Consider the following 22,889-nt stretch of genomic DNA (forward strand, 5'->3'; position numbering starts at 1 on the left):
AACTGTTCCCATCCGCAGTGATATCATGATCGTATCTCCAGGGCCCGTGAATCGTCGCGCCCGGCTCGCTTGAAAGACGCTCGAGGACGCTCATGAATAACGTCGCGGATCGGCCGCTGGCCGGCATCGTGCTTCGGCTGCTGTCGGGCATTCTCTTCACGGGGATGATGGTGTGCGTCAAGGCGGTGAGCACGCAGGTGCCGCTGGGGCAGACCGTGTTCTTCCGCTCGGCCTTCGCGCTGCTGCCGATCGTGATCTTCATGACCTGGCGGCGGGAATTTCCCCGGGCGCTGGCGACGCGCAAGCCGTTGGGGCATCTGGTGCGCTCGGGGTTGGGAGCGGCGGCGATGTTCGCTTCCTTCGCTGCGGTGGCGCGGCTGCCGGTGGCCGAGGCGACGCTGCTGGCCCAGCTGTCGCCGGTGGCCATGGCGGTGGGCGGCGTGTTGCTGCTTGGTGAGCGCTTCACCCTGCACCGTGCGGCGGCCTTCGCGCTGGTGCTGATGGGCGTGGCAGCGCTGGTGATGCCCGATCTGGGCGAGTCCCGGGGGCAGGTGATGGGCTACGCGCTGGGTATTCTCGCCGCGCTGCTGACGGCGGGCGCGCTGGTGACGGTGCGGCGTATCTCGCGTACCGAGACGGCGGCGTCCATTGCCTTCTACTTCGTGCTGGTCACGGCGCTGGCGGGGCTCGCCACGTTGCCGCTTGGCTGGATGGCGGTCTCGGGGCAGACGTTGGCGTTGCTGGTGATGGCGGGATTGTTCGGCGGTGCCGCGCATATCTGCATGACCCTGGCGCTACGCTACGCTGAGGTCTCGCGCTTGGCACCCTTCGAGTACGTGGCGCTGATCTGGCCGGTGCTGGCCGATCTGCTGATTTTCGGACTGCCTCTCTCCAGCGGCTTTGTGGTGGCCCTGCCGCTGGTACTGGGCGGGGCGACCCTGGCGGCGCTGGAGGGGCGGCGGCTCAGACGGCCTCTTCGACAATGAGCTGCGGCCGTCCCTTCGAGCAGCGCTCGATGCGTGCGGTAACGTGATAGACGCGATACAGCAGCTCGGGGGTGACTACCTCCTCGGTCGGACCGCAGTCCACCAGCGTCCCGCCCTGCAGTACCAGTGCCTGGTCGGTGAAGCGCAGCGCGTGGCCCAGGTCGTGCAACGCGGCAATCACCAGCATGCCCCTGTCCTTCGCCAGTCGGCGCAGGATCGACAGCAACTGGATCTGCCGATGCAGGTCCAGCGCCGAGGTCGGCTCGTCGAGCAGCAGCACCTCAGGGTTCTGCACCAGCGCCTGGGCCGCGCCCACCATCTGCCGCTGGCCGCCGCTCAGATCGCCGATGTCGCGCTCGCCGAGCGCGACAATGCCCAGCTCGTCCAGGGCGCGATCCACCTCGGCCAGATCCTCGGGCTTCACATTCAGGCGCCGGCCCTGCATACGTGCCAGCAACACCGATTCGTAGACCGTCAGTACTGCGTTGACCCCGGTTTCCTGGGGCATGTAGGCCATGGGGCGCTCGCAGGTGGCGCCTTCGATATGCACCTCGCCATCGCCGTCGAGCAGCCCGAGAATGCGCCGGAAGAGCGTCGATTTGCCCGCTGCGTTGGGGCCGAGAAGAGCGACCATCTGGCCGCCGGCGAAAGTCGGCGTGGTGACCTCGGAGAGGATCTGGTGACGGCCGTAGTGGGCTGACAAGCGATCGAGCGTGAGCGTTACCATGAGGCCTTCTTGTTGTTGAGAACGAGGAACAGGAAGAAAGGAATGCCGACCAGCGAGGTGATGATGCCGATGGGGATGACGGTGCCCGGGATCAGCACCTTCGACAGCACCGAGCCGATGGATAGGATCAACGCGCCGCACAGTGCTGAGCCGGGCAGGAAGAAGCGCTGATCCTCGCCCAGCAGCAGGCGGGCGATATGTGGCCCGACCAGGCCGATAAAGCCGATGGTGCCGACGAAGGCCACGGCGATGGCGGCCAGCAGCGAGACGAGTACCAGCACCTCCAGGCGCAGTGCGCGGAGCTTCACGCCTAGGCTCTCGGCCTTGGCATCGCCGAGGCGCATGGCCGTCAGGGCCCAGCCGTGGCGAGCCAGCAGTGGCATGACCGTGACCAGCACGCCGAGCGCGATCCATAGCTTGGGCCAGGTGGCCTTGGTCAGGCTGCCCATGGTCCAGAACACCACTGCGGAGACGGCCTGCTGGCTGGCGAAGAACTGGATCAGCGCCATCAGGGCGTTGAAGATGAAGACCATGGCGATACCCAGCAGCACGATGGTCTCGATGGTCACCCCGCGCCGCATGCTCAGCGCATGGATCGCGAAGGCGGTCAGCATGGCCATGACGAAGGCGTTGATCGGGACCATGTACTCGATCGCCGCGGGCACGATCACCACGCCGAAGGCCAGCGCCAGGGCGGCGCCGAAGCTGGCGCCGGCGGAGATCCCCAAGGTGAAGGGGCTGGCCAGCGGATTGCTGAGGATGGTCTGCATCTGGGCGCCGGCCACCGACAGGCTGGCGCCGACCACTAGGGCCATCAGCGCCACCGGCATGCGGATCTCCCACAGGATGACGCGGGCCTGCTGGCTCACGTCATCCGGGGAGAAGAGCGCGGTGATCACTTCGCCCAGGCTGAAGCGGGCCGGCCCCAGCGCCAGGTCGATGCACAGGCTCAGGAACAGCGCCAGGGTCAGAGCGGCGAGGATCAGCTGGCGGCGGACCACCAGGGTGCGATAGAAGGTGCGGCCTTCTTCGGCTGCAGACTGCTCGGAAGGCAGGGTATCGGTACCGGTGTGCATGTCAGTCATCCTTCAGCGAGACCCAGTAGCCCGGCGTGTAGTCCACCGGCAGGAAGCGCTGGTGCAGCTCGCGCAGGGTGGCCTCGGGGTCGAGATCGGCGAACAGCTCCGGGTGGAACCACTTGGCCAGTCGCTGCACGGCGACGAAGTAGTAGGGGCTGTTGTAGAACTGGTGCCAGATGGCGTGGACGTCGTCGTTCTCCACGGCCTCTATGCCGGTCATGGCGGTGCGCTCGGTCAGCGCCTGGAGCTTGGTCCGGGCCGCGTCCATGTCGGCCCCCGGTCCTACGCCGACCCAGTCGCCGCCGGGTACATAGGCGTTCCAGTTGCCGCCGGTAACGACGACCTGGTCGGGATTGGCGGCGATGATCTGCTCCGGGTTCAGGGTACCGAAGGTGTTGGGAATGATACCGTCGGCGATGTTGCTGCCGCCGGCGATCTCGACGTACTCGCCGAAGTTGCCCGGGCCGAAGCTCATGCAGCATTCCTCGGAGTAGCCGCCGGCACGGTCGATGAAGACCTTGGGGCGCGCGGGGTCGGCGGTCTCGATGGTCTCGGTGACCCGCGCCATCTGTGTCTCGGAGAAGTCGATGAAGGCCTCGGCCGCCTCCTGTTCGCCGAGCAGCTCGCCCATCAGCCGCATGGAGGGCGTGGTGTGCTCGAGCGGAGCCTCGCGGAAGTCCACGTAGACGATCGGGATGCCCAGCCGGGCCAGCTTGTCGTCGTAGGCGGCATCCTCGGTGGCGGTCTTCGCCTCGAGGTTCATCAGCACCACATCGGGCTGCAGCGCGGCGGCCTGCTCGACGTCGAAGGTGCCGTCCTTGAAGCCACCGAAGGTCGGGATGTCTTCCAGTTCGGGGAACTTCGCCGCGTAGCTGGCGTAGTTGTCCGGGTCGGCCTGGGAGAAGTCCTCGCGCCAGCCCACCACGTGCTCGAACGGATTCTCCGGCTGCAGCGCGCCCAACAGGTAGATCTGGCGCCCCTCGCCGAGGATCACGCGATTCACGGGGGCGTCGACGGTGACCTGGCGGCCGGCGATGTCAGTGACGGTGATCTCTTCGGCCAGGGCGATCGTGGCAGCGAGGGCGAGGACTGCGCCGGCGGCGGCTTTCAATAGTGGGGTGGGCATGGGCGGTGTCGGATTGGGTGTCTGGTTTGGAGACGATGGAGATACTAATCGATAGCGCCTCTTTTTGCGACTCATTTCTTTTCGCATTTGGATGCCAGTATGCCTGCATCGCGAGGGCGCGTCGAGTCGCGGGCGATGGAGCGCTCCATGTCGAGACCGATCGCCTGAGGGCTTCGAGTCCCGTGTTGACGAACGGGGCGTTGCCGGTGAGTGGCGAAGGCGCATGCCATAATGGCATGCCCATTGGGTGGTTATCCTGCTAGGAGGTATTCATGCCTGTTTCCCACGCCGTCGTTACGACGACATCCGGTTCGCGCTATATCAATCGCCTGTGCAAGCACTGGCAGCACAAGCTGGACGTTTCCCGTGACGAGCATCAGGGGCATGTCACGTTCGACGGCGGGGTGTGCCATATGCGCGCCGAGGCGGATGCTTTGCACCTGCGCTTGGAAGCCGCAGATACGACAACCCGCGAGAGCCTCGAAGAGGTCGTGGCGGTGCATCTCAAACGGATGGCTAGCCGTGAGACGCTCGATATCGTGTGGCAGCCCGCCTGAGCTGATATAGGCTGCATCCACGCTACTTTGGGCACAATGTTCTATGTGTGACGGGAACGCAGGGCGGTTTGGTATACTCCCGGCATTCATCAACACGCAATCGCAAGGAGTCCACATGACGCGTATCGCCATCGTCGGCGTCGCCGGGCGCATGGGCCGCACTCTGGTCAACGCCGTACAGAAGGATCCCGAGGCCAGCTTGGCGGGCGGTATCGTCGAGCCGGGTAGCTCACTAGTCGGTGCCGACCTTGGCGAGCTCGCCGGTGCCGGACGTCTGGGCGTGAATGCCATGGACGATCCCGCTGCCATCGTCGACGCCTTCGATGTGTTGATCGACTTCACCACGCCTCGAGTCACGCTGGCGAATTTGGCGTTTTGCGCCGAGCACGGCAAGGCCATCGTGATCGGCACCACGGGGCTCTCCGACGCCGAGCTCGCCGAGCTCGACAGTTATCGTGACCGTGTTCCCATGGTGTTCGCGCCCAACATGAGCGTTGGCGTCAACCTCACCCTCAAGCTGTTGGAAACTGCTGCTCAGGCGCTGGGTGACGAGGGTTACGATATCGAAGTGAGCGAGGCGCACCATCGCCACAAGGTCGATGCGCCCTCCGGCACGGCGCTGAAGATGGGCGAGGTCGTGGCCAAGGCCCTGGATCGCGACCTAAAGGCAGATGGCATCTTCGAGCGTGTGGGACAGTGTGGCCCGCGCAGCGACAAGGAAATCGGTTTCGCTACTGTGCGTGCCGGCGACATCGTCGGTGAGCATACCGTGATGTTTGCCACCGAGGGCGAGCGTATCGAGATCACGCACAAGGCCTCTAGCCGCATGACCTTCGCCAAGGGGGCGGCGCGCGCGGCGCGCTGGGTCGCCTCTCGCGACAGTGGTCGTTACGACATGCAGGACGTGCTAGGCCTTAAAGGCTAGTCTGCGATCAGAAAATCGCGTATAATCGAGCCAATTTGGCCAAGTAAATGCATTGATGGCCACAGGGATTCGAGCGAATGACAAAAAGGCGGGATGAAACCGGGCTTCTTTCAGGTTTCGTCCCGCTTTTTTACGACCCGCGAGTAGCGGTCGTCAATACTCTCAGTGCTCCTTGAATACGAGGGGCTCGGCGATACGCCGGCCCCGGCCCAGACGCGCGCATGACAAGGGGAGGACGTTGCGTTGATCAGACCCGCGATATTGGCCTTGGAAGACGGCAGCGTATTTCATGGCAGTGCCATCGGAGCCGATGGACAAACCAGTGGTGAGGTGGTTTTCAATACAGCCATGACTGGCTATCAGGAAATCCTTACCGACCCCTCCTACACGCGACAGATCGTTACCCTCACTTACCCTCACATCGGCAATACCGGCGTCAATGCCGAGGACATCGAGTCCGCCGCCATTGCGGCGGCCGGTCTGGTGATCCGCGATTTGCCGCTCATGGCCAGCAACTTCCGCAGTGAGGAGGGCCTCGACGAGTACCTCAAGCGTGCCAACGTGCTGGGCATCGCCGATATCGATACACGGCGCCTGACGCGGCTTTTGCGCGACAAGGGCGCGCAGAACGGCGCGATCCTGGCGGGTAGCGAGGCCGAGGGCGAGGATGCCGTCGAGCGGGCCTTGGCCGCGGCGCGTGCCTTTCCCGGCCTCAAAGGCATGGATCTCGCCAAGGAAGTGAGCTGTCGCGACACTTACGAGTGGAACGAAGGTGAATGGGCGCTGGGCAGCGGCTACGCTGATGCGGCCGGCCCTGATGGCAAAGCTGAGCGCCCTTTCCACGTGGTGGCGTACGACTATGGGGCGAAGTTCAACATCCTGCGCATGCTGGCCTCGCGCGGTTGCCGCCTGACGGTTGTGCCGGCGCAGACCTCGGCCGCCGAAGTGCTGGCGATGAGTCCCGATGGTGTCTTCCTGGCCAATGGGCCTGGCGATCCTGAGCCTTGTGATTACGCCATCGCGGCGATCCGCGAAGTCATCGACGCCGGTGTGCCGCTGTTCGGCATCTGTCTGGGACATCAGTTGCTGGGGTTGGCCTCCGGGGCGCGCACGATGAAGATGAACAATGGCCATCATGGTGCCAACCATCCGGTCGAGGATCTCGACACCGGCCGGGTGATGATCACCAGCCAGAATCACGGCTTCGCGGTCGACGAGGCGAGTCTGCCGGCCAATGTACGGGCCACGCACCGTTCGTTGTTCGATGGCACGTTGCAGGGCATCGAACGTACCGATTGCTCGGCGTTCAGCTTTCAGGGGCACCCCGAGGCCAGCCCCGGCCCGCGCGATGTCGCGCCGCTATTCGACCGTTTCATCGCGTTGATGCAAGCGCGTCGCTAAGGCCGCGCCTCCGCACATCGGAGGCGCTTTCACGTTGAGCCGTCGTCAGTCACCAAGTTAGCGGGAATCGTCATGCCGAAACGTACCGACATCCACAGTATTCTGATCATCGGCGCCGGGCCCATCGTCATTGGCCAGGCGTGCGAATTCGATTATTCCGGCGCCCAGGCCTGCAAGGCACTGCGCGAGGAGGGCTACCGGGTCATCCTGGTCAACTCCAATCCGGCCACTATCATGACCGACCCGGTGATGGCGGATGCGACCTACATCGAGCCGATCACCTGGCAGGCGGTCGCCCAGATCATCGAGAAGGAGCGCCCCGATGCTGTCCTGCCGACCATGGGCGGGCAAACGGCGCTCAACTGTGCGTTGGAACTCGACAAGCGCGGCGTGTTGACGCAATACGGCGTGGAGATGATCGGTGCCAATGCGGATGCCATCAACAAGGCCGAGGACCGCGACCTGTTCGACAAGGCGATGAAGAACATCGGCCTGGAGTGCCCCAAGGCCAAGGTGGCCCACACCATGTCCGAAGCCTGGGGAATCCAGCGTGAGCTGGGCTTCCCGGTGATCATCCGGCCGTCCTATACCATGGGGGGTTCCGGCGGCGGAGTGGCCTACAACAAGGAGGAGTTCGAGGAAATCTGCACACGCGGCTTCGAACTCTCCAACAATCACGAGCTGCTCATCGACGAGTCGCTGCTGGGGTGGAAAGAGTACGAGATGGAGGTCGTGCGCGACAAGCACGACAACTGCATCATCGTGTGTGCCATCGAGAACTTCGATCCCATGGGCGTGCATACCGGGGATTCCATCACTGTCGCGCCGGCGCAGACGCTGACCGACAAGGAATATCAGATTATGCGCGATGCCTCCCTGGCGGTGTTGCGTGAGATCGGTGTCGAGACCGGTGGCTCCAATGTGCAGTTCGGCGTCGATCCGCAAACCGGTCGTATAGTGGTCATCGAGATGAACCCGCGCGTCAGCCGCTCCTCGGCACTGGCGTCCAAGGCCACTGGCTTTCCGATCGCCAAGATTGCTGCCAAGCTGGCGGTGGGCTACACACTTGATGAACTGCAGAACGACATCACCGGTGGCAAGACACCGGCCTCGTTCGAGCCGTCGATCGATTACGTGGTCACCAAGATCCCGCGTTTCACCTTCGAGAAATTCCCCCAGGCCAACGACCGCTTGACTACGCAGATGAAGTCGGTGGGCGAAACCATGGCCATCGGGCGGACCTTCCAGGAGTCGCTGCAAAAGGCGCTGCGCGGCATGGAAACCGGTGTCGATGGGCTGGATCCTAAGGTCACCGAGTTCAACGGCGCGGGTATGGCGCTGATCAAGGGCGAGCTGCAGGCTGCTGGTGCCGATCGTATTTTCTACGTAGCCGATGCGATGCGCGCAGGGATGAGCATCGACGAAGTTTTTGCACTGACCAACATCGATCGCTGGTTCCTGGTCCAGCTAGAGGAATTGGTGCTTCTCGAGCAGCAACTCGCTAGCCGCTCGCTGAACGAGCTATCGGCGGCGACAATGTTCCGGCTCAAGCGCAAGGGGTTTGCCGATGCGCGTCTGGCCATGCTGTTGGGAGTCTCCGAGGAAGAATTTCGCAAGACGCGCCAGAAGCATGGCATTCGCCCTGTCTACAAGCGCGTCGACACTTGTGCCGCCGAGTTCGCCTCCAATACGGCCTATATGTACTCCACCTATGAAGAGGAGTGCGAGGCTGAGGTCAGCGACCGGCAGAAGATCATGGTGCTGGGGGGTGGCCCCAACCGCATCGGCCAGGGTATCGAGTTCGACTATTGCTGCGTGCACGCGGCGCTCGCCATGCACGAGGATGGCTATGAAACCATCATGGTCAACTGCAACCCCGAGACCGTGTCCACCGACTATGACACCAGTGACCGCCTCTACTTCGAGCCGGTGACGCTCGAGGATGTGCTGGAGATCGCCGACAAGGAAAAGCCCGCCGGTGTGATCGTGCAGTTTGGCGGGCAGACGCCACTCAAGCTGGCACGCGCGCTGGAGGCGGCCGGTGTCCCGATCATCGGCACCACACCGGATGCCATCGATCGTTCCGAGGATCGTGAGCGCTTCCAGAAGATGATCGACAAGCTGGGGTTCAAGCAGCCGCCCAACGCTACCGCGCGAAGCTTCGAGGATGCCTTCTCCAAGGCCGAGAAGATAGGCTATCCGCTGGTGGTGCGCCCCAGCTACGTACTGGGCGGTCGTGCCATGGAGATCGTCTATGATGCCTCCGAGCTGGAAAGCTACATGACGCATGCCGTCAAGGTGTCCAACGACTCGCCAGTGCTGCTGGATCACTTCCTCAATGCGGCTGTGGAGATCGATATCGATGCGGTCAGCGACGGCGAGCAGGTGGTGATCGGCGGCATCATGCAGCATATCGAGCAGGCTGGTGTGCACTCTGGCGACTCGGCGTGCTCGTTGCCGCCGTATTCGCTGCCGCCCAAGGTGCAGGACGAGATGCGCGACCAGGTCAAGCGCATGGCGCTGGAGCTCAACGTGGTCGGGCTGATGAACGTGCAGCTCGCCTGGCAAGATGGCGAGATCTACGTCATCGAGGTCAATCCGCGCGCGTCGCGTACGGTGCCTTTCGTCTCCAAGTGCATCGGTACCTCGCTGGCCCAGGTCGCGGCGCGCTGCATGGCCGGAAAGACCCTTGCCGAGCAGGACTTCACCCGCGAACGCTTGCCAGGCTATTACAGCGTCAAGGAAGCCGTCTTCCCGTTCAACAAGTTCCCAGGCGTCGACCCGATCCTGTCGCCGGAAATGAAATCCACCGGCGAGGTGATGGGCAGCGGTGCGACCTTTGCCGAAGCGTTCTACAAGGCGCAACTTGGCGCCGGTGAGGCGATTCCACGCTTGGGTGGTGAGCGCCAGGCATTCCTTTCAGTGCGTGATCCGGACAAGAGCGAGATTACCGAGGTGGCGCAATCTCTGCTAGCATTGGACTTCAGCCTGATCGCGACCCGTGGTACTGCCAGCGCTCTCGAAGCGGCTGGCCTCCCGGTCAAGGTCGTCAATAAGGTCTATGAAGGTCGCCCCCATATCGTCGATATGCTCAAAAACGACGAGGTGGCCTATATCGTAAATACGACCGAAGGCCGCCAGGCGATCAGTGATTCTTCCGTGATCCGCCGTACCGCACTCGCTCGCAAGGTCCCTTATGCCACGACGCTGGCTGGGGCGCGTGCGGTGTGTATGGCGCTTGAGTATGGAAATGCAATTACCGTACGGCGGCTGCAGGAACTGCACGCAGGAGCAAGCACATGAACAAGGTCCCGATGACCGTCGCAGGTGAGAAAAGCCTGCGAGAGGAGCTCGAGCACCTCAAGAGCGTGGACCGCCCGCAGGTGATCCAAGCCATCGCCGAGGCGCGCGAGCACGGTGATCTCAAGGAAAACGCCGAATACCACGCGGCGCGCGAGCAGCAAGGATTTATCGAGGGGCGTATACAGGAAATCGAAGGCAAGCTGTCTGCGTCCCAGGTGATCGACGTCACCAAATTGCCCAAGACCGGCAAGGTGATTTTTGGCGTGACGGTCGAGTTGATCAACCTTCAAAACGACGAGGAAGTGCGCTACCGGATCGTCGGCGAGGATGAGGCCGACATCAAGGAAGGGCGGATTTCCGTGACCTCGCCGATCGCGCGTGCGCTGATCGGCAAGGACGAAGGTGATACGGTGTTGGTACGTACGCCGGGCGGCGATGTCGAGTACGAGGTTGCCGGGGTCGAGCACCTGTAACCCGGCTGCGCCGGAAGTTGGAAGTTATTAGCTGGAAGAGCGGCGCTACGCGCCTGGAAGAAAGATCAAAAGCCAAACCCAAAACAGAACTGTAGTGGTTTGATCTTGGCTTCTAGCTCCTAACGAAAGATGCCAGCGACGATATTTCGTCGCTGGCATCTTTTCGTCCAGGGGTGCATCCGGATTCTCGAAGCTCAAATCGGGTTTTGCTGTTTCTTCCGACTTCCAGGCGCGAAGCGCCGTTCTTATAACTTCAAGCTCCGGGCACCGCCCGGCCGCTCAGCGCCGTCCGTGATGGTTCTCGAAGCGCTGGATGTTGGATAGCTTGGGGTTGACCCGTGGATTGCGGCGATAAATCAGCGCAACCTTGCCGATCGTCTGGACGAGTTCGCTGTGGCTGGCCTCGGTCAATTCGTCGATCACGGTTTGGCGGGCGCCGCGATCGCCGATGGCGAGCTTGACCTTGATCAGTTCGTGATCTTCCAGGGCGCGAGCGAGCTCGGCCAAGACGCCTTCGCTCAGCCCGTTTTCCGAGACCGTTACCACGGGGTTCAAGTGGTGGCCGATGCTGCGAAATGCTTTCTTTTGTGCCTGTGACAAGCTCATGGTATCGTGACTGTTCCGGGTTGGCGGACACTCGGCGTTTTGCCGAGGGCGTTATCTGAATGCGGCCAAGCCGCAGACTGGCGCAACTGCTGTCGATCGTTCTGGCCTTGTGGCTAGACCATGAAGTGTGGCGCCGAAAAAAGATGGAACATGTCATGTTACGGGGAAAGCGGCGTCTTGGAAAGGCCGTGCCGCCCGCTCAGCTAGCCCGCCCTGCCTTCCGGACGAGTTTTGACCGCTATCGATTTAGGTGATCCGTGGCACGTTCCTCGCATACTAGCAAGCGCTCGGCCTCTTGGCTCAAGGAGCACTTTGACGATCACTACGTGCAGCGCTCGTGGCAAGATGGTTATCGTTCGCGGGCGAGTTACAAGCTACTCGAACTCGATGCCAAGGATGCGCTGCTCAAGCCGGGCATGACTGTCATTGATCTTGGCGCCGCACCAGGCGGATGGAGCCAGGTTGCCGCCGATAAGGTCGGAGCCAAGGGTTGTGTGGTGGCGTCGGATATTCTGGAGGTGGATGCGCTGGCCGGAGTGACGTTCGTACAGGGTGACTTCACTGAAATGGATGTGCTGGAGCGAATTCTTGCCGCCTTGGAAGGGCGTCGTGTCGACCTTGTGTTGTCCGATATGGCCCCCAATATGAGTGGTATGGCGGCCATCGATCAGCCCCAGGCGATGTATCTCGTCGAGCTGGCGCTGGATCTGGCGCGCCAAACTTTATCGCCTGGTGGGCGCTTTGTGGCCAAGGTTTTCCAGGGAGAAGGGTTCGATGCATATTTGAAAGAGCTGCGCAGCAGCTTTCGCAAGGTGACGACTCGCAAGCCGGAGGCCTCGCGGGCCCGTTCGCGCGAAGTCTATCTGCTTGCAGAAGGATTCCACGGCTGAGCTTGTGTCCATGGGACTGGCCCTCAGGCGTATCGGCTCGATAGTCATAATGACTTGGTAGTCGGAACGCTTCTTGTGGTGTAGTGTCTAAATTATGGTCCTGCTTGGCAGACAGTTGCATGCAATGAGGGTATTCCCTTGAACGACATGGCGAAGAACCTGATCCTCTGGTTGGTCATCGCGGCAGTGTTGCTGACGGTGTTCAACAACTTCAGTTCCGACAGCTCGCCTCAGGCGATGAGCTACTCTCAATTCGTCGAGCAGGTGCAGAATGACCGAGTGAGCAATGTAACCATCGAAGGTTACACGGTCACGGGGGAGCGTGATGATGGCACGCAATTCCAGACGATCCGTCCGGCGGCGCAAGATCCTAAGCTGATGGATGATCTACTGGCGCACGACGTCAGTGTAGTGGGTAAGCAGCCAGAGGAGCAGAGCCTGTGGACGCGCCTGCTCGTTGCCAGTTTCCCGATTCTGATCATTCTGGCGATCTTCATCTTCTTCATGCGTCAAATGCAGGGGGGCGCTGGCGGTAAGAGCGGCCCCATGAGCTTCGGTAAGTCCAAAGCCAAGCTGCTGACCCAAGATCAGATCAAGACCACTTTCGCCGACGTGGCCGGTTGTGACGAAGCCAAGGAAGAAGTCGAAGAGCTCGTCGACTTCCTCAAGGACCCCAGCAAGTTCCAGCGCTTGGGTGGGCAGATTCCTCGCGGTGTCTTGATGGTGGGGCCGCCGGGTACGGGTAAGACGTTGTTGGCCAAGTCGATTTCTGGCGAGGCCAATGTGCCGTTCTTCTCGATCTCGGGTTCCGACTTCGTGGAGATGTTCGTCGGCGTAGGGGCATCGCGTGTCCGCGATATGTTCGAGCAAGCCAAGAAGCAGGCCCCGTGCATCATCTTCATCGACGAAATCGACGCCGTCGGGCGTTCGCGTGGCGCCGGTATGGGAGGCGGCAACGACGAACGCGAGCAGACGCTCAACCAGCTATTGGTCGAGATGGATGGTTTCGAAGCCAACGAAGGCATCATCGTCATCGCCGCGACCAACCGTCCCGATGTGCTCGATCCCGCACTGACACGTCCAGGCCGTTTCGACCGTCAGGTCGTGGTGGGGCTTCCCGATATCCGCGGTCGCGAGCACATTCTCGGTGTGCATCTACGTAAGGTGCCACTGGCAGATGATGTTCACTCGACCCTCATTGCACGCGGGACGCCGGGTTTCTCTGGTGCCGATCTGGCCAACCTGGTCAACGAGGCGGCATTGTTCGCGGCGCGTCGCAACAGGCGTCTGGTGGGCATGGACGAGCTCGAGATGGCCAAGGACAAGATCCTGATGGGCGCTGAAAAACGCTCGATGGCCATGTCCGAGAAGGAAAAGAGCAACACCGCGTATCACGAGTCGGGCCATGCCATCATCGGGCTCTTGATGCCTGAGCACGATCCGGTCTACAAGGTGACGATCATCCCGCGCGGTCATGCGCTGGGCGTGACGATGTTCCTTCCGGAAGAAGACCGATATAGCCTCTCGCGGCAGCAAATCATCAGTCAGATCTGCTCGTTGTTCGGCGGCCGGCTTGCCGAAGAGATGACGCTGGGGCCGAATGGCGTCACAACGGGGGCATCCAACGACATCAAGCGCGCTACCGAGCTGGCCCATAACATGGTAGCCAAGTGGGGGCTCTCCGAGGAAATGGGACCGCTGATGTACGATGAGGACGAGTCTCACCAGTTCTTGGGTGGTTCTGGCCAAGGTGGCAAGCTCAAATCTGGCGAGACCACGACACGACTCGACAAGGAAGTCCGTCGGATCATCGACGAGTGCTACTCCAAGGCGCGCCAGCTTTTGGAAGACAATCGCGACAAGCTCGACCTGATGGCCGAATCGTTGATGCAGTACGAAACCATCGACGCCAACCAGCTTCGCGACATCATGGAAGGTCGTAAGCCGCGTCCTCCCGAAGACTGGGACGACAAGGGGCCGACTACCGGGTCGGGTCACGCGGCGGGCACGTCGTCGGATGAAGAATCCGACACCGGCAGTGACGAAGATGACGATGCGCGTCGTCGTCCGTCTGATCCATTGGGCGGGCCGGCCGGCCACTAATATCAATCTTGTGTCATCTTCCAACGGGCGCCGCATAGCGGCGCCCGTTGGCGTTTGGGGTGTGCTTACACTCCGACCGCCGCATGGTAAGGTAGCAGTTTGACATTGCAACGGCCCTGATCATGCAAGACCGATACGATACGCCCACGCAGCTGCGCTGTGGGCGCCATCAGCTCGACCTCTCTTACCCCCGCGTCATGGGGGTCCTCAATGTCACGCCCGATTCGTTTTCCGACGGTGGCCGCCATAACGCACTGGATGAGGCTGTGCGTCGTGCCGAAAACATGCTGGCCGAGGGTGCGGCGATCATCGACATCGGTGGTGAGTCGACACGCCCGGGCGCTTCGCCGGTGCCGCTTCAGGAAGAGCTGGATCGCGTGCTGCCGGTGGTGGAGCGTTTGGTCAACGAGCTAGATGCACTGGTGTCGCTGGATACCAGTCGCGGCGAAGTGATGCGTGAGGCGGCGTCGCGGGGTGCGGGCATGATCAATGATGTGCGCAGTTTGCGCTGGCCCGGCGCGCTGGAGGCTGCGGCGATGAGCGGCCTTCCGGTGTGCGTGATGCATATGCTGGGTGAGCCTACCGACATGCAGCGAGCACCGCATTACGAGGTGCCGATCGAAGAGGCAGTGGCCGCGTTCCTCGAGACGCGTATCGCTGAATGCGAAGCGGTGGGGATTCGACGCGACCAGTTGGTACTCGATCCAGGCTTTGGTTTCGGCAAGCGTGTCGAACATAATCTGCGGTTGCTGAATCGTATGCAACCATTGACTGATTTTGGGCTCCCCATACTGGCTGGCATGTCACGCAAGAGTATGATTGGCAAAGTGCTGGCGCGTCCCGTCGAGGAACGCCTGCCGGGCGGCCTGGCGCTCGCCACGATGGCGGTGGAGCGTGGGGCGCGTATCGTGCGTGTTCACGATGTGGGATCGACGGTGGATGCGGTCAATATGACTTGGGCAGTGCTACAGGAAGGCTCCGACGCATGACACGACGCTATTTTGGAACTGATGGTATTCGCGGCACGGTGGGGGAGCCTCCCATTACCGCTGATTTCGTTTTGAAACTGGGCTGGGCGATGGGCCGCGTGCTGTCACGCCACACGGGACGCAAGTCGCGTGCCAAGGTGTTGATCGGTAAGGATACGCGGATTTCGGGTTATATGTTCGAGTCTGCTCTGGAAGCGGGACTATCGGCGGCAGGGGTCGATGTATCCTTGCTGGGACCGATGCCCACGCCGGGTATCGCGTACCTGACACGGACCTTTCGTGCCGATGCAGGAATCGTCATTTCCGCGTCGCACAATCCGTTTCAGGATAACGGCATTAAGTTCTTCTCCGCCGAGGGCGTCAAGCTTGCCGATGCCGTCGAGGAAGAGATCGAAGCGGAACTCGAGCAGCCGCTATCAACGGTTGCACCGGCGGATTTGGGTAAGGCGCTGCGTATCGCGGATGCTGCGGGGCGTTACATCGAATTCTGCAAGTCCACGGTGCCCGACCGCCTGACGCTGGAAGGCCTGAAAGTGGTGCTGGATTGCGCGCATGGGGCGACTTATCACATCGCACCTAGCGTATTGCGTGAACTGGGCGCCGATGTCAGCTTGCTTGGTGCCGACCCGGATGGGCTCAACATCAACCAGGGTGTGGGGTCCACGCATCCCGACGCTTTGCGCGCGGCGGTGATTGAGCGTGGCGCCGATCTCGGCATGGCGTTGGACGGCGATGGCGACCGCGTGATTCTTGTGGATGCCGAGGGGCATGAGGTTGACGGCGACGATATTCTTTATCTGATCGCTCGTGACCGGAAGATGCGCGATATGCTGGGCGGCGGCGTGGTCGGAACGCTGATGTCCAACTTCGGTCTTGCGGCTGCGCTGGAAGCCTTGGGTATTCCCTTCGAGCGGGCCAAAGTTGGGGACCGCTACGTGATGGAGCGTTTGGCGGCCAACGGCTGGCAGCTGGGTGGCGAGTCCTCCGGGCACATAGTCTGCGGCCATGTGCAGTCGACCGGTGATGGCATCGTATCGGCGCTTCAGGTGCTGGCGATCATGGTGCGTGAGTCATCGTCGCTGTCGGGCCTGCTCAAGGGTTTCGAGAAAGCGCCGCAAGCGTTGATCAACGTACGCTTGCCTCCCGATGTCGACAACGATGCGCTATTGGTCAATGAACAGGTGCGTCATGCCGTCGCCTCGGTCGAGGCGGAGCTGGGCAACGAAGGACGTGTGTTGTTACGGCCCTCGGGCACCGAACCCTTGATCCGGGTCATGGTTGAAGGGCGCCCCCATTTCGACGTTGACGCGTTAGCCAAGTGTATTGCGGACGATATCGAGGGGCAAATGGCACGCTGAGGCGCGCATATTGTGTTGTCAATACGCCTCCTATACCATGGCGCTCCATTCGGAGGACTATTCTATGCGCACGCCGCTGATCGCGGGCAATTGGAAGATGAACGGCTCGCACGCACTCGTGGACACGTTCGGTCGTGCCTTCACCGACGATACGCTTCCCGATTCGCTGGACGTCGTCGTACTGCCGCCATTCCCTTATCTCGATGCAGCGCATCGCGCGTTGGCCGATGTATCCGTGAAGCTCGGTGCGCAGACGCTCAATCCCTCGCATTCCGGTGCACATACTGGCGAGGTCAGTGGGCGTATGCTCAAAGAGTGTGGTGTCGACTATGCGCTCGTCGGTCATTCGGAGCGACGTGCGCTTTATCGTGAAACCGATGATGACGTCTATGATCGCTTGCTGGCAGCATTGAATGTCGGCATTCAGCCGATCTTGTGTGTCGGCGAGACGCTCGAAGAGCGCGATGCAGGGCATACTTTTGATGTAGTGCTGCGCCAGGTCGGTCATGCTTTGGCCCCCCTTGAGCCCGAACAACGTGCTCGGGTGACGATCGCTTATGAGCCGGTGTGGGCCATCGGTACGGGACGTACGGCGACACCTGGGCAGGCGCAGGACGTCATGGCCGCTATTCGTGAGTACCAGGCTGGTTTCGATCCCGACCTGGCACAGGTAATGCGGTTGCTTTACGGCGGTAGCATGAGCGCGGCCAATGCGGCCGAGCTGCTGGCTCAGCCGGATATTGACGGCGGCCTGGTGGGTGGTGCTTCGCTCAAGGTCGACGATTTTCTAGCCATTTGTCATTCAGCAAGGTAGCGCGATGTATATTGGGGTGTTATTGGTTCATGTGGCGATCGCCATTGCCTTGGTGGTGTTGGTGCTGCTACAGCAGGGCAAGGGGGCCGATGCTGGTGCGTCCTTCGGGGGTGGCGCTTCGCAAACGGTCTTCGGGTCGCAAGGCAGCGGTAATTTTCTGGCCAAATTGACGGGAGTGCTGGCGGCGATTTTCTTCGTGACCTCGCTTGGATTGGCATACTTCGTGTCACAGGCAGGAGACGCACCACAGGAAGGAGTGCCCGACGCGCAAGTTGTCGAGCAACAAAATGCGTCGTCGTCTATTGACGAGGGGGCGGATAGCGAGGAGAATACAGCGCCAGTACTCGAGGACGGCGGCGAATAAATGCAGTGCCGTCATTGAGTTAGCTCATCAAGTAATGTGTGAGGCCAAGTTGGCTGACAGCATGGTGAGTAGCTTAGCAGGCGAGACGATGCAGACAAAGAATGTCAAACGTTTTGCATCGGGGTAGTCTGGCCCCTGTTGCCGAAGTGGTGGAATTGGTAGACACGCTATCTTGAGGGGGTAGTGGCCTCATGGTCGTGCGGGTTCAAGTCCCGCCTTCGGCACCACATTGAGTCAATGTAAGTTGTTGACCCAATTAAAGATTGGCGCGATATAACGATGGTTTGACACCTTGACTTTCCAAGAAGTAGTCAGTACAATCGTTAGCCATTGATGCGGGGTGGAGCAGCCTGGTAGCTCGTCGGGCTCATAACCCGAAGGTCGTCGGTTCAAATCCGGCCCCCGCTACCAAGTTTTTTATGAAAAGCCCCTTCCTATGAAGGGGCTTTTTGTTATCACTTGCGACGATAACGCCAATCAGCCACCTAGCTTTCCTCTTCACTCCTGGTCAGGTGCCTGATGCAACTGCTAGTGGGAGCCTCCGTCTGTGGCAAATAAGCATGCTGCACTGAATACGCTCATCGAGCCGGTCGTGACGGCCATGGGCTTCGATCTCTGGGGGGTCGACTACCTTTCCCAGGGTAAGCATTCCCGTTTGGTGATCTATATCGAAAGCGCTGAGGGCGTGACCGTGGATGACTGTGCGTCAGTCAGCCGTCAAGTCAGTGGCGTGTTGGATGTAGAAGACCCCATTGCGGGAGAGTATCGCTTGGAGGTCTCATCGCCGGGAATGGATCGTCCTCTGTTTACGCTCGATCAGTTCGCGCGTTTCAAGGGCAGCCATGTCAAGGTGAAGTTGAGTGCTCTTTTCGAAGGGCGTCGCAAGTTTCAGGGACAATTGGCGGGTGTCGAGGGCGACGAGATTCTGCTGCAACTCGACGGACAAGAATATTGCTTTCCGATTGAAAGCATCGAGCAGGCGCGGGTGGTGCCTCAGTTCGATAATTAAGGACAGCTTTTCTACGAGGCATAGGCATGAGTAAAGAGATTCTGCTAGTCGTGGATGCGATCTCGAACGAAAAGGGGGTGCCGCGAGAAGTGATCTTCGAGGCCGTGGAGTCGGCGCTGGCGAGTGCATCGCGCAAGCGTTTCGACGGCCAGGAAGTGAGCGCCCGCGTCCAGATCGACCGTGTGACTGGCGATTATGAAACCTTCCGCCGCTGGACCGTTGTCGACGATGACGCATTCGAGAATCGGGACAGCGAGATTCCGTTCTCCGAGGCTGAGCGTCGCGATCCGCCGCTGGCCCTCGGCGATGTGGTCGAAGAGCAGGTCGAGTCGGTGGCTTTCGGGCGTATCGCTGCCCAGACTGCCAAGCAGGTCATCGTGCAGAAGGTGCGCGAAGCCGAACGGTCTGAGGTCGTGCGCCAATACGCCGAGCGTGAAGGTGAGCTGGTGGCGGGTATCGTCAAGAAGACCACGCGTGAAGGGCTGGTGGTTGACTTGGGAGAGAGCGCTGAGGCTTTCCTCCCGCGTAGTGAAATGATCCCCGGTGAGCGTTACCGCATGAACGAGCGGGTACGTTCCCTGTTGTGGAAGGTCGATGCCGAGGCGCGTAACTCGCAGTTGATTCTGACGCGTACGCGCCCCGAGATGATTGTCGAACTCTTCAAGATCGAAGTGCCTGAAATTGCGGAGCAATTGATCGAGATCAAGAGCGCGTCGCGTGATCCGGGTGCACGCGCCAAGATCGCGGTGAAGACCAACGACAAGCGTATCGACCCCGTCGGTGCGTGTGTCGGCATGCGCGGTTCGCGTGTGCAAGCGGTGTCCAATGAGCTGGGTAACGAGCGCGTGGACATCATCACCTGGGACGACAACCCGGCGCAATTGGTGATCAACGCCATGGCGCCTGCGGAAGTCGGTTCCATTCTTGTCGACGAAGACGCCCACTCCATGGATGTCGCCGTCGCCGAGGATAACCTGGCGCAGGCCATCGGCCGCAGCGGCCAGAACGTTCGCCTGGCTTCCGAGCTGACGGGCTGGACGCTCAACGTGATGACCGAAGAAGAGGCCGAAGGCAAGCGCGAGCAAGAAATCGACAGCCTGATCGAGTACTTCATCAATCACCTCGAAGTCGACGAGGAACTGGCTCGTCTGCTGGTCGAGGAGGGCTTTACCTCGCTCGAAGAGCTGGCCTACGTGCCGCTCGAGGAATTGCACGCAATCGAGGGATTGGATGAAGCACTGATCGAAACGCTGCGCGCTCGAGCCAAGGACGAACTGCTGACGCTGGCCATTGCCTCAGAAGAGGCGCTGGATGGTGCGCAGCCTGACGACGACCTCCTTGAAATGGAGGGCATGGAGCGTCACTTGGCATTCACGCTCGCCAGCCGAGGGATCGTCACTCGTGAGGATTTGGCCGAGCAGTCCATCGATGATCTCAAGGACATCGACGATGTGGACGAAGAGCGCGCTGCGGCGCTGATAATGACCGCTCGTGCGCCTTGGTTCGAGAGCGAACAGTAATCTGGTCACGGGCTCAGGAGGGTCGTAATGTCAGACATGACCGTTAAGGATTTTGCCAGCAAGGTGGGACGCGACGTGTCCCGTCTGCTGGAGCAGATGAAAGAAGCGGGGCTTCCCCATCAGGCCGAAAGCGATGCGGTATCCGAGGAGGACAAGCAGCGCCTTCTCGATCACCTGACGCGTAGCCATGGTGGGGATAGCGGCGCGACGAAGAACCGTGTGACGTTGACGCGTAATACCAAGAGTCGGATCCGTAGTGGCGATGGTCGTGGCAAGGCCATCGACGTACAAGTGCGAAAAAAGCGTACCTACGTAAAACGCGAGCCGGAGCAGACCGAAGAAGCACCGGCCGAGGAAGCCGGTCCGCGTCAGCTGGTGGGTGACATGGCCGATGCCAAGCAGGCTCAGGCTGCCCAGGCTGCCGAAACCGCCAAGGCAGAACAGGCCGCCGCCGAAGAGGCTGCGCGCGTGGAGGCGGAAGAAAAAGCGGCGCAGGAAGCGCAGGCGGCCGAGGCGGCCAAACCGGCTGAAAGCGAAGCGCCGAGCACACCGGAAGCCCCCGTGCCCGAGGACATCGCCACGCCGGAGCCCGCAAGCGAGCCCTACGTCGAGGCGCCGCCGAAAGAGCCTCGGACACCGAACCGGCGCGGTCAGACTCCTCACAAGAAAGAGTCCGAACGTGGCCGTAAAGGCGGTCGTGACGATGATGACGAGCGTCGTGAGCGGCGTCGTGGCAATGCGAAGAAAGCCAAGCGCTCCGAACGTCGTGGCGGTCGTCGTGGTGGTAGCGGTAGCGGTAGCGGTGGCGGTCGCGATAATCAGCATGGCTTTCAGAAGCCGACGCAGCCCATCGTCCGCGAAGTTGGCATTCCTGAGTCGATCAGCGTTGCCGATTTGGCCGACAAGATGTCGATCAAGGCCAATGAGGTCATCAAGGCGATGTTCACCATGGGCGCGGCGGTGACCATCAACCAGACCATCGACCAGGACACGGCGGCCATCGTCGTCGAAGAGATGGGCCACAAGCCCAAGCTGGTCAAGGACGATGCGCTGGAGACGGAAGTGCTCGAGGCCATCTCCTATGAAGGCGACGAAATTATGCGTGCGCCAGTTGTCACGGTGATGGGTCACGTCGATCATGGCAAGACCTCGCTGCTCGACTTCATTCGCCGCACGAAAGTCGCGACCGGCGAGGCCGGTGGCATCACCCAGCATATTGGTGCCTATCACGTCGAGGAGCATCACGGTGGGGTGACTTTCCTCGATACTCCAGGCCACGCGGCGTTCACCGCCATGCGTGCACGCGGTGCCCAGGCGACCGACGTGGTCATCCTGGTCGTCGCGGCCGACGATGGGGTCATGCCGCAGACCGTCGAGGCGATCGAGCATTCCAAAGCGGCCGGCGTACCGATGGTGGTTGCGGTCAACAAGGTCGATAAGGAAGGTGCGGATTTCGACCGTATCCGCAATGAGCTTTCCCAGCACGGTGTTATCTCCGAGGAATGGGGCGGCGACACGCAGTTCGTACATGTCTCGGCCAAGACCGGTGACGGTATCGATGCACTGCTCGAGGCGGTACTGCTGGTCTCTGAAGTGCTCGAGCTCAAGGCAGTGCCGGAAGCACCGGCCAAGGGCGTCGTCGTCGAGTCCCAACTGGACAAGGGCCGTGGTCCGGTGGCGACCGTGCTGGTACAGAACGGCACACTCAAGCGGGGCGATATCGTCCTGGCTGGCTTGCACTATGGTCGCGTTCGCGCGCTGGTCAATGAAACCGGCACACGTGTGGAAGAGGTCCGCCCGGCCATGCCGGTCGAGATCCAGGGCCTCGATGGGACGCCCGAAGCCGGTGATGAGTTCATCGTCGTGGCCGACGAGAAGAAGGCGCGTGAAGTCGCCAACTTCCGTCAAGGCAAGTATCGCGAAGTGCGCTTGGCTCGCCAGCAGAAGGCCAAGCTGGAGAACATGTTCAGCCAGATGGGTCAGGACGAGGTGGCCAAGGTCAACATCGTCCTCAAGGTCGATGTGCAAGGTTCCCTGGAAGCGATTCGCGGTGCTCTGGAAGAACTCTCCACCGACGAGGTCAAGGTCGCAGTCGTGTCCTCTGGTGTCGGCGGTATCACCGGTACAGATGCCAATCTGGCGGTGGCCAGTGATGCCATTCTGGTCGGCTTCAACGTGCGTGCCGATGTCTCCGCGCGGGAAATCGTCGAACGGGAAGGCCTGGATCTGCGCTATTACAGCGTCATCTATAACCTCATCGACGAGGTCAAGCAGGCCATGAGTGGCATGCTGGCACCGGATTGGAAAGAAGAGATCGTCGGCGTAGCCGAAGTCCGTGAGGTGTTCCGTGCGCCCAAGATCGGCGCTGTCGCAGGCTGCATGGTCGTCGAAGGCACCGTGCATCGTCACAAGCGGATTCGCGTGCTGCGCGAAAACGTTGTCATCTACGAAGGTGAGCTGGAATCCTTGCGTCGCTACAAGGATGACCTTGGCGAGGTCCGCAGTGGTATGGAATGCGGTATCGGCGTCAAGAACTACAACGACGTTCAGGTCGGCGACAAGATCGAGGTCTTCGATCAGGTCAAGGTCGAGCGTAGCCTGTAAGGTGAGGCGGACGATGCGTCGTCCGCCATCCGAATGGCGAATCGCGGGAGATAAC

The 22,889-nt window shown here is 61.2% G+C and carries 19 protein-coding genes and 2 tRNA genes; 17 read left to right on the forward strand and 4 right to left on the reverse strand.

Going from position 1 to position 22,889, the window contains the following annotated elements:
- Positions 1–92: 92 nt before the first annotated feature.
- Entirely contained in the window at positions 93–986 is an 894-nt protein-coding gene (locus tag OP495_RS04805) for a DMT family transporter (protein WP_280562606.1), read from the forward strand.
- Here OP495_RS04805 and OP495_RS04810 read toward each other — a convergent pair.
- From OP495_RS04810 to OP495_RS04820, 3 genes are read right to left on the reverse strand one after another with little or no spacing between them, the layout of a single operon-like run.
- Positions 964–1,713, reverse strand: a complete 750-nt coding sequence (locus OP495_RS04810; protein ID WP_280567585.1) for an ABC transporter ATP-binding protein — start codon at positions 1,711–1,713, stop codon at positions 964–966. The two genes, OP495_RS04805 and OP495_RS04810, sit on opposite strands and share 23 nt — an antisense overlap.
- Positions 1,707–2,789, reverse strand: a complete 1,083-nt coding sequence (locus OP495_RS04815; RefSeq protein WP_280562608.1) for an iron ABC transporter permease — start codon at positions 2,787–2,789, stop codon at positions 1,707–1,709. Before OP495_RS04815 ends, OP495_RS04810 begins: the two co-directional genes overlap by 7 nt.
- A gap of 1 nt (position 2,790) precedes the next feature.
- The gene (locus OP495_RS04820) at positions 2,791–3,918 is read right to left on the reverse strand and encodes an ABC transporter substrate-binding protein (RefSeq protein WP_280567587.1); all 1,128 of its coding nucleotides are present in this window, start codon (positions 3,916–3,918) and stop codon (positions 2,791–2,793) included.
- Positions 3,919–4,190: 272 nt separating this feature from the next.
- On the opposite strand from OP495_RS04820, the gene OP495_RS04825 reads away from it, so the two are divergent.
- The 5 genes from OP495_RS04825 to greA all read left to right on the forward strand — a co-directional run bounded on the left by OP495_RS04825 (position 4,191) and on the right by greA (position 10,577).
- Positions 4,191–4,475, forward strand: a complete 285-nt coding sequence (locus OP495_RS04825) for a DUF2218 domain-containing protein (RefSeq protein ID WP_280562610.1) — start codon at positions 4,191–4,193, stop codon at positions 4,473–4,475.
- A gap of 115 nt (positions 4,476–4,590) precedes the next feature.
- The gene (gene dapB, locus OP495_RS04830; protein WP_280567589.1) at positions 4,591–5,400 is read left to right on the forward strand and encodes a 4-hydroxy-tetrahydrodipicolinate reductase; all 810 of its coding nucleotides are present in this window, start codon (positions 4,591–4,593) and stop codon (positions 5,398–5,400) included.
- Between the two features lie 243 nt (positions 5,401–5,643).
- A complete protein-coding gene (carA, locus tag OP495_RS04835; RefSeq protein WP_280562612.1) occupies positions 5,644–6,801 on the forward strand; it encodes a glutamine-hydrolyzing carbamoyl-phosphate synthase small subunit in 1,158 nt (385 codons plus the stop codon).
- Positions 6,802–6,873: 72 nt separating this feature from the next.
- Positions 6,874–10,104 carry a carbamoyl-phosphate synthase large subunit gene (carB, locus tag OP495_RS04840; RefSeq protein WP_280567591.1) on the forward strand — a complete coding sequence of 1,077 codons (3,231 nt, stop codon included), beginning with the start codon at positions 6,874–6,876 and terminating at the stop codon, positions 10,102–10,104.
- On the forward strand, positions 10,101–10,577 hold the full coding sequence (gene greA, locus OP495_RS04845) for a transcription elongation factor GreA (protein WP_280562614.1): 477 nt from the start codon (positions 10,101–10,103) through the stop codon (positions 10,575–10,577). Before carB ends, greA begins: the two co-directional genes overlap by 4 nt.
- Before the next feature lie 279 nt (positions 10,578–10,856).
- Here greA and yhbY read toward each other — a convergent pair whose 3' ends face one another.
- Positions 10,857–11,183, reverse strand: coding sequence for a ribosome assembly RNA-binding protein YhbY (gene yhbY / locus OP495_RS04850; protein WP_280562615.1), 327 nt, complete (start codon positions 11,181–11,183; stop codon positions 10,857–10,859).
- A gap of 257 nt (positions 11,184–11,440) precedes the next feature.
- On the opposite strand from yhbY, the gene rlmE reads away from it, so the two are divergent.
- From rlmE to infB, 11 genes are all read left to right on the forward strand, one after another.
- Complete coding sequence (gene rlmE, locus OP495_RS04855) at positions 11,441–12,073, forward strand: 23S rRNA (uridine(2552)-2'-O)-methyltransferase RlmE (protein ID WP_280567593.1); 633 nt, start codon at positions 11,441–11,443, stop codon at positions 12,071–12,073.
- A 138-nt stretch (positions 12,074–12,211) separates the two neighbouring features.
- Positions 12,212–14,176, forward strand: coding sequence for an ATP-dependent zinc metalloprotease FtsH (gene ftsH, locus OP495_RS04860; protein WP_280562617.1), 1,965 nt, complete (start codon positions 12,212–12,214; stop codon positions 14,174–14,176).
- Between the two features lie 197 nt (positions 14,177–14,373).
- Positions 14,374–15,165 carry a dihydropteroate synthase gene (gene folP, locus OP495_RS04865; RefSeq protein ID WP_280567617.1) on the forward strand — a complete coding sequence of 264 codons (792 nt, stop codon included), beginning with the start codon at positions 14,374–14,376 and terminating at the stop codon, positions 15,163–15,165.
- Entirely contained in the window at positions 15,162–16,523 is a 1,362-nt protein-coding gene (gene glmM / locus OP495_RS04870; RefSeq protein WP_280562618.1) for a phosphoglucosamine mutase, read from the forward strand. Before folP ends, glmM begins: the two co-directional genes overlap by 4 nt.
- Positions 16,524–16,587: 64 nt before the next feature.
- Complete coding sequence (gene tpiA, locus OP495_RS04875; protein WP_280562619.1) at positions 16,588–17,337, forward strand: triose-phosphate isomerase; 750 nt, start codon at positions 16,588–16,590, stop codon at positions 17,335–17,337.
- 4 nt (positions 17,338–17,341) lie between these two features.
- Positions 17,342–17,701: a preprotein translocase subunit SecG gene (gene secG, locus OP495_RS04880; RefSeq protein WP_280567595.1), complete on the forward strand. Its 360-nt coding sequence runs from the start codon at positions 17,342–17,344 to the stop codon at positions 17,699–17,701.
- A gap of 140 nt (positions 17,702–17,841) precedes the next feature.
- Positions 17,842–17,928 (forward strand) — tRNA-Leu (locus tag OP495_RS04885).
- A 107-nt stretch (positions 17,929–18,035) separates the two neighbouring features.
- Positions 18,036–18,112 (forward strand) — tRNA-Met (locus tag OP495_RS04890).
- 136 nt (positions 18,113–18,248) lie between these two features.
- Complete coding sequence (gene rimP / locus OP495_RS04895; protein WP_280562622.1) at positions 18,249–18,710, forward strand: ribosome maturation factor RimP; 462 nt, start codon at positions 18,249–18,251, stop codon at positions 18,708–18,710.
- 26 nt (positions 18,711–18,736) lie between these two features.
- On the forward strand, positions 18,737–20,230 hold the full coding sequence (gene nusA / locus OP495_RS04900) for a transcription termination factor NusA (protein WP_280562623.1): 1,494 nt from the start codon (positions 18,737–18,739) through the stop codon (positions 20,228–20,230).
- Positions 20,231–20,257: 27 nt separating this feature from the next.
- On the forward strand, positions 20,258–22,834 hold the full coding sequence (gene infB, locus OP495_RS04905) for a translation initiation factor IF-2 (protein WP_280567596.1): 2,577 nt from the start codon (positions 20,258–20,260) through the stop codon (positions 22,832–22,834).
- Positions 22,835–22,889 lie beyond the last annotated feature (55 nt).

The sequence above is a fragment of the Chromohalobacter sp. 296-RDG genome (assembly GCF_029889885.1).
GTDB lineage: Bacteria > Pseudomonadota > Gammaproteobacteria > Pseudomonadales > Halomonadaceae > Chromohalobacter.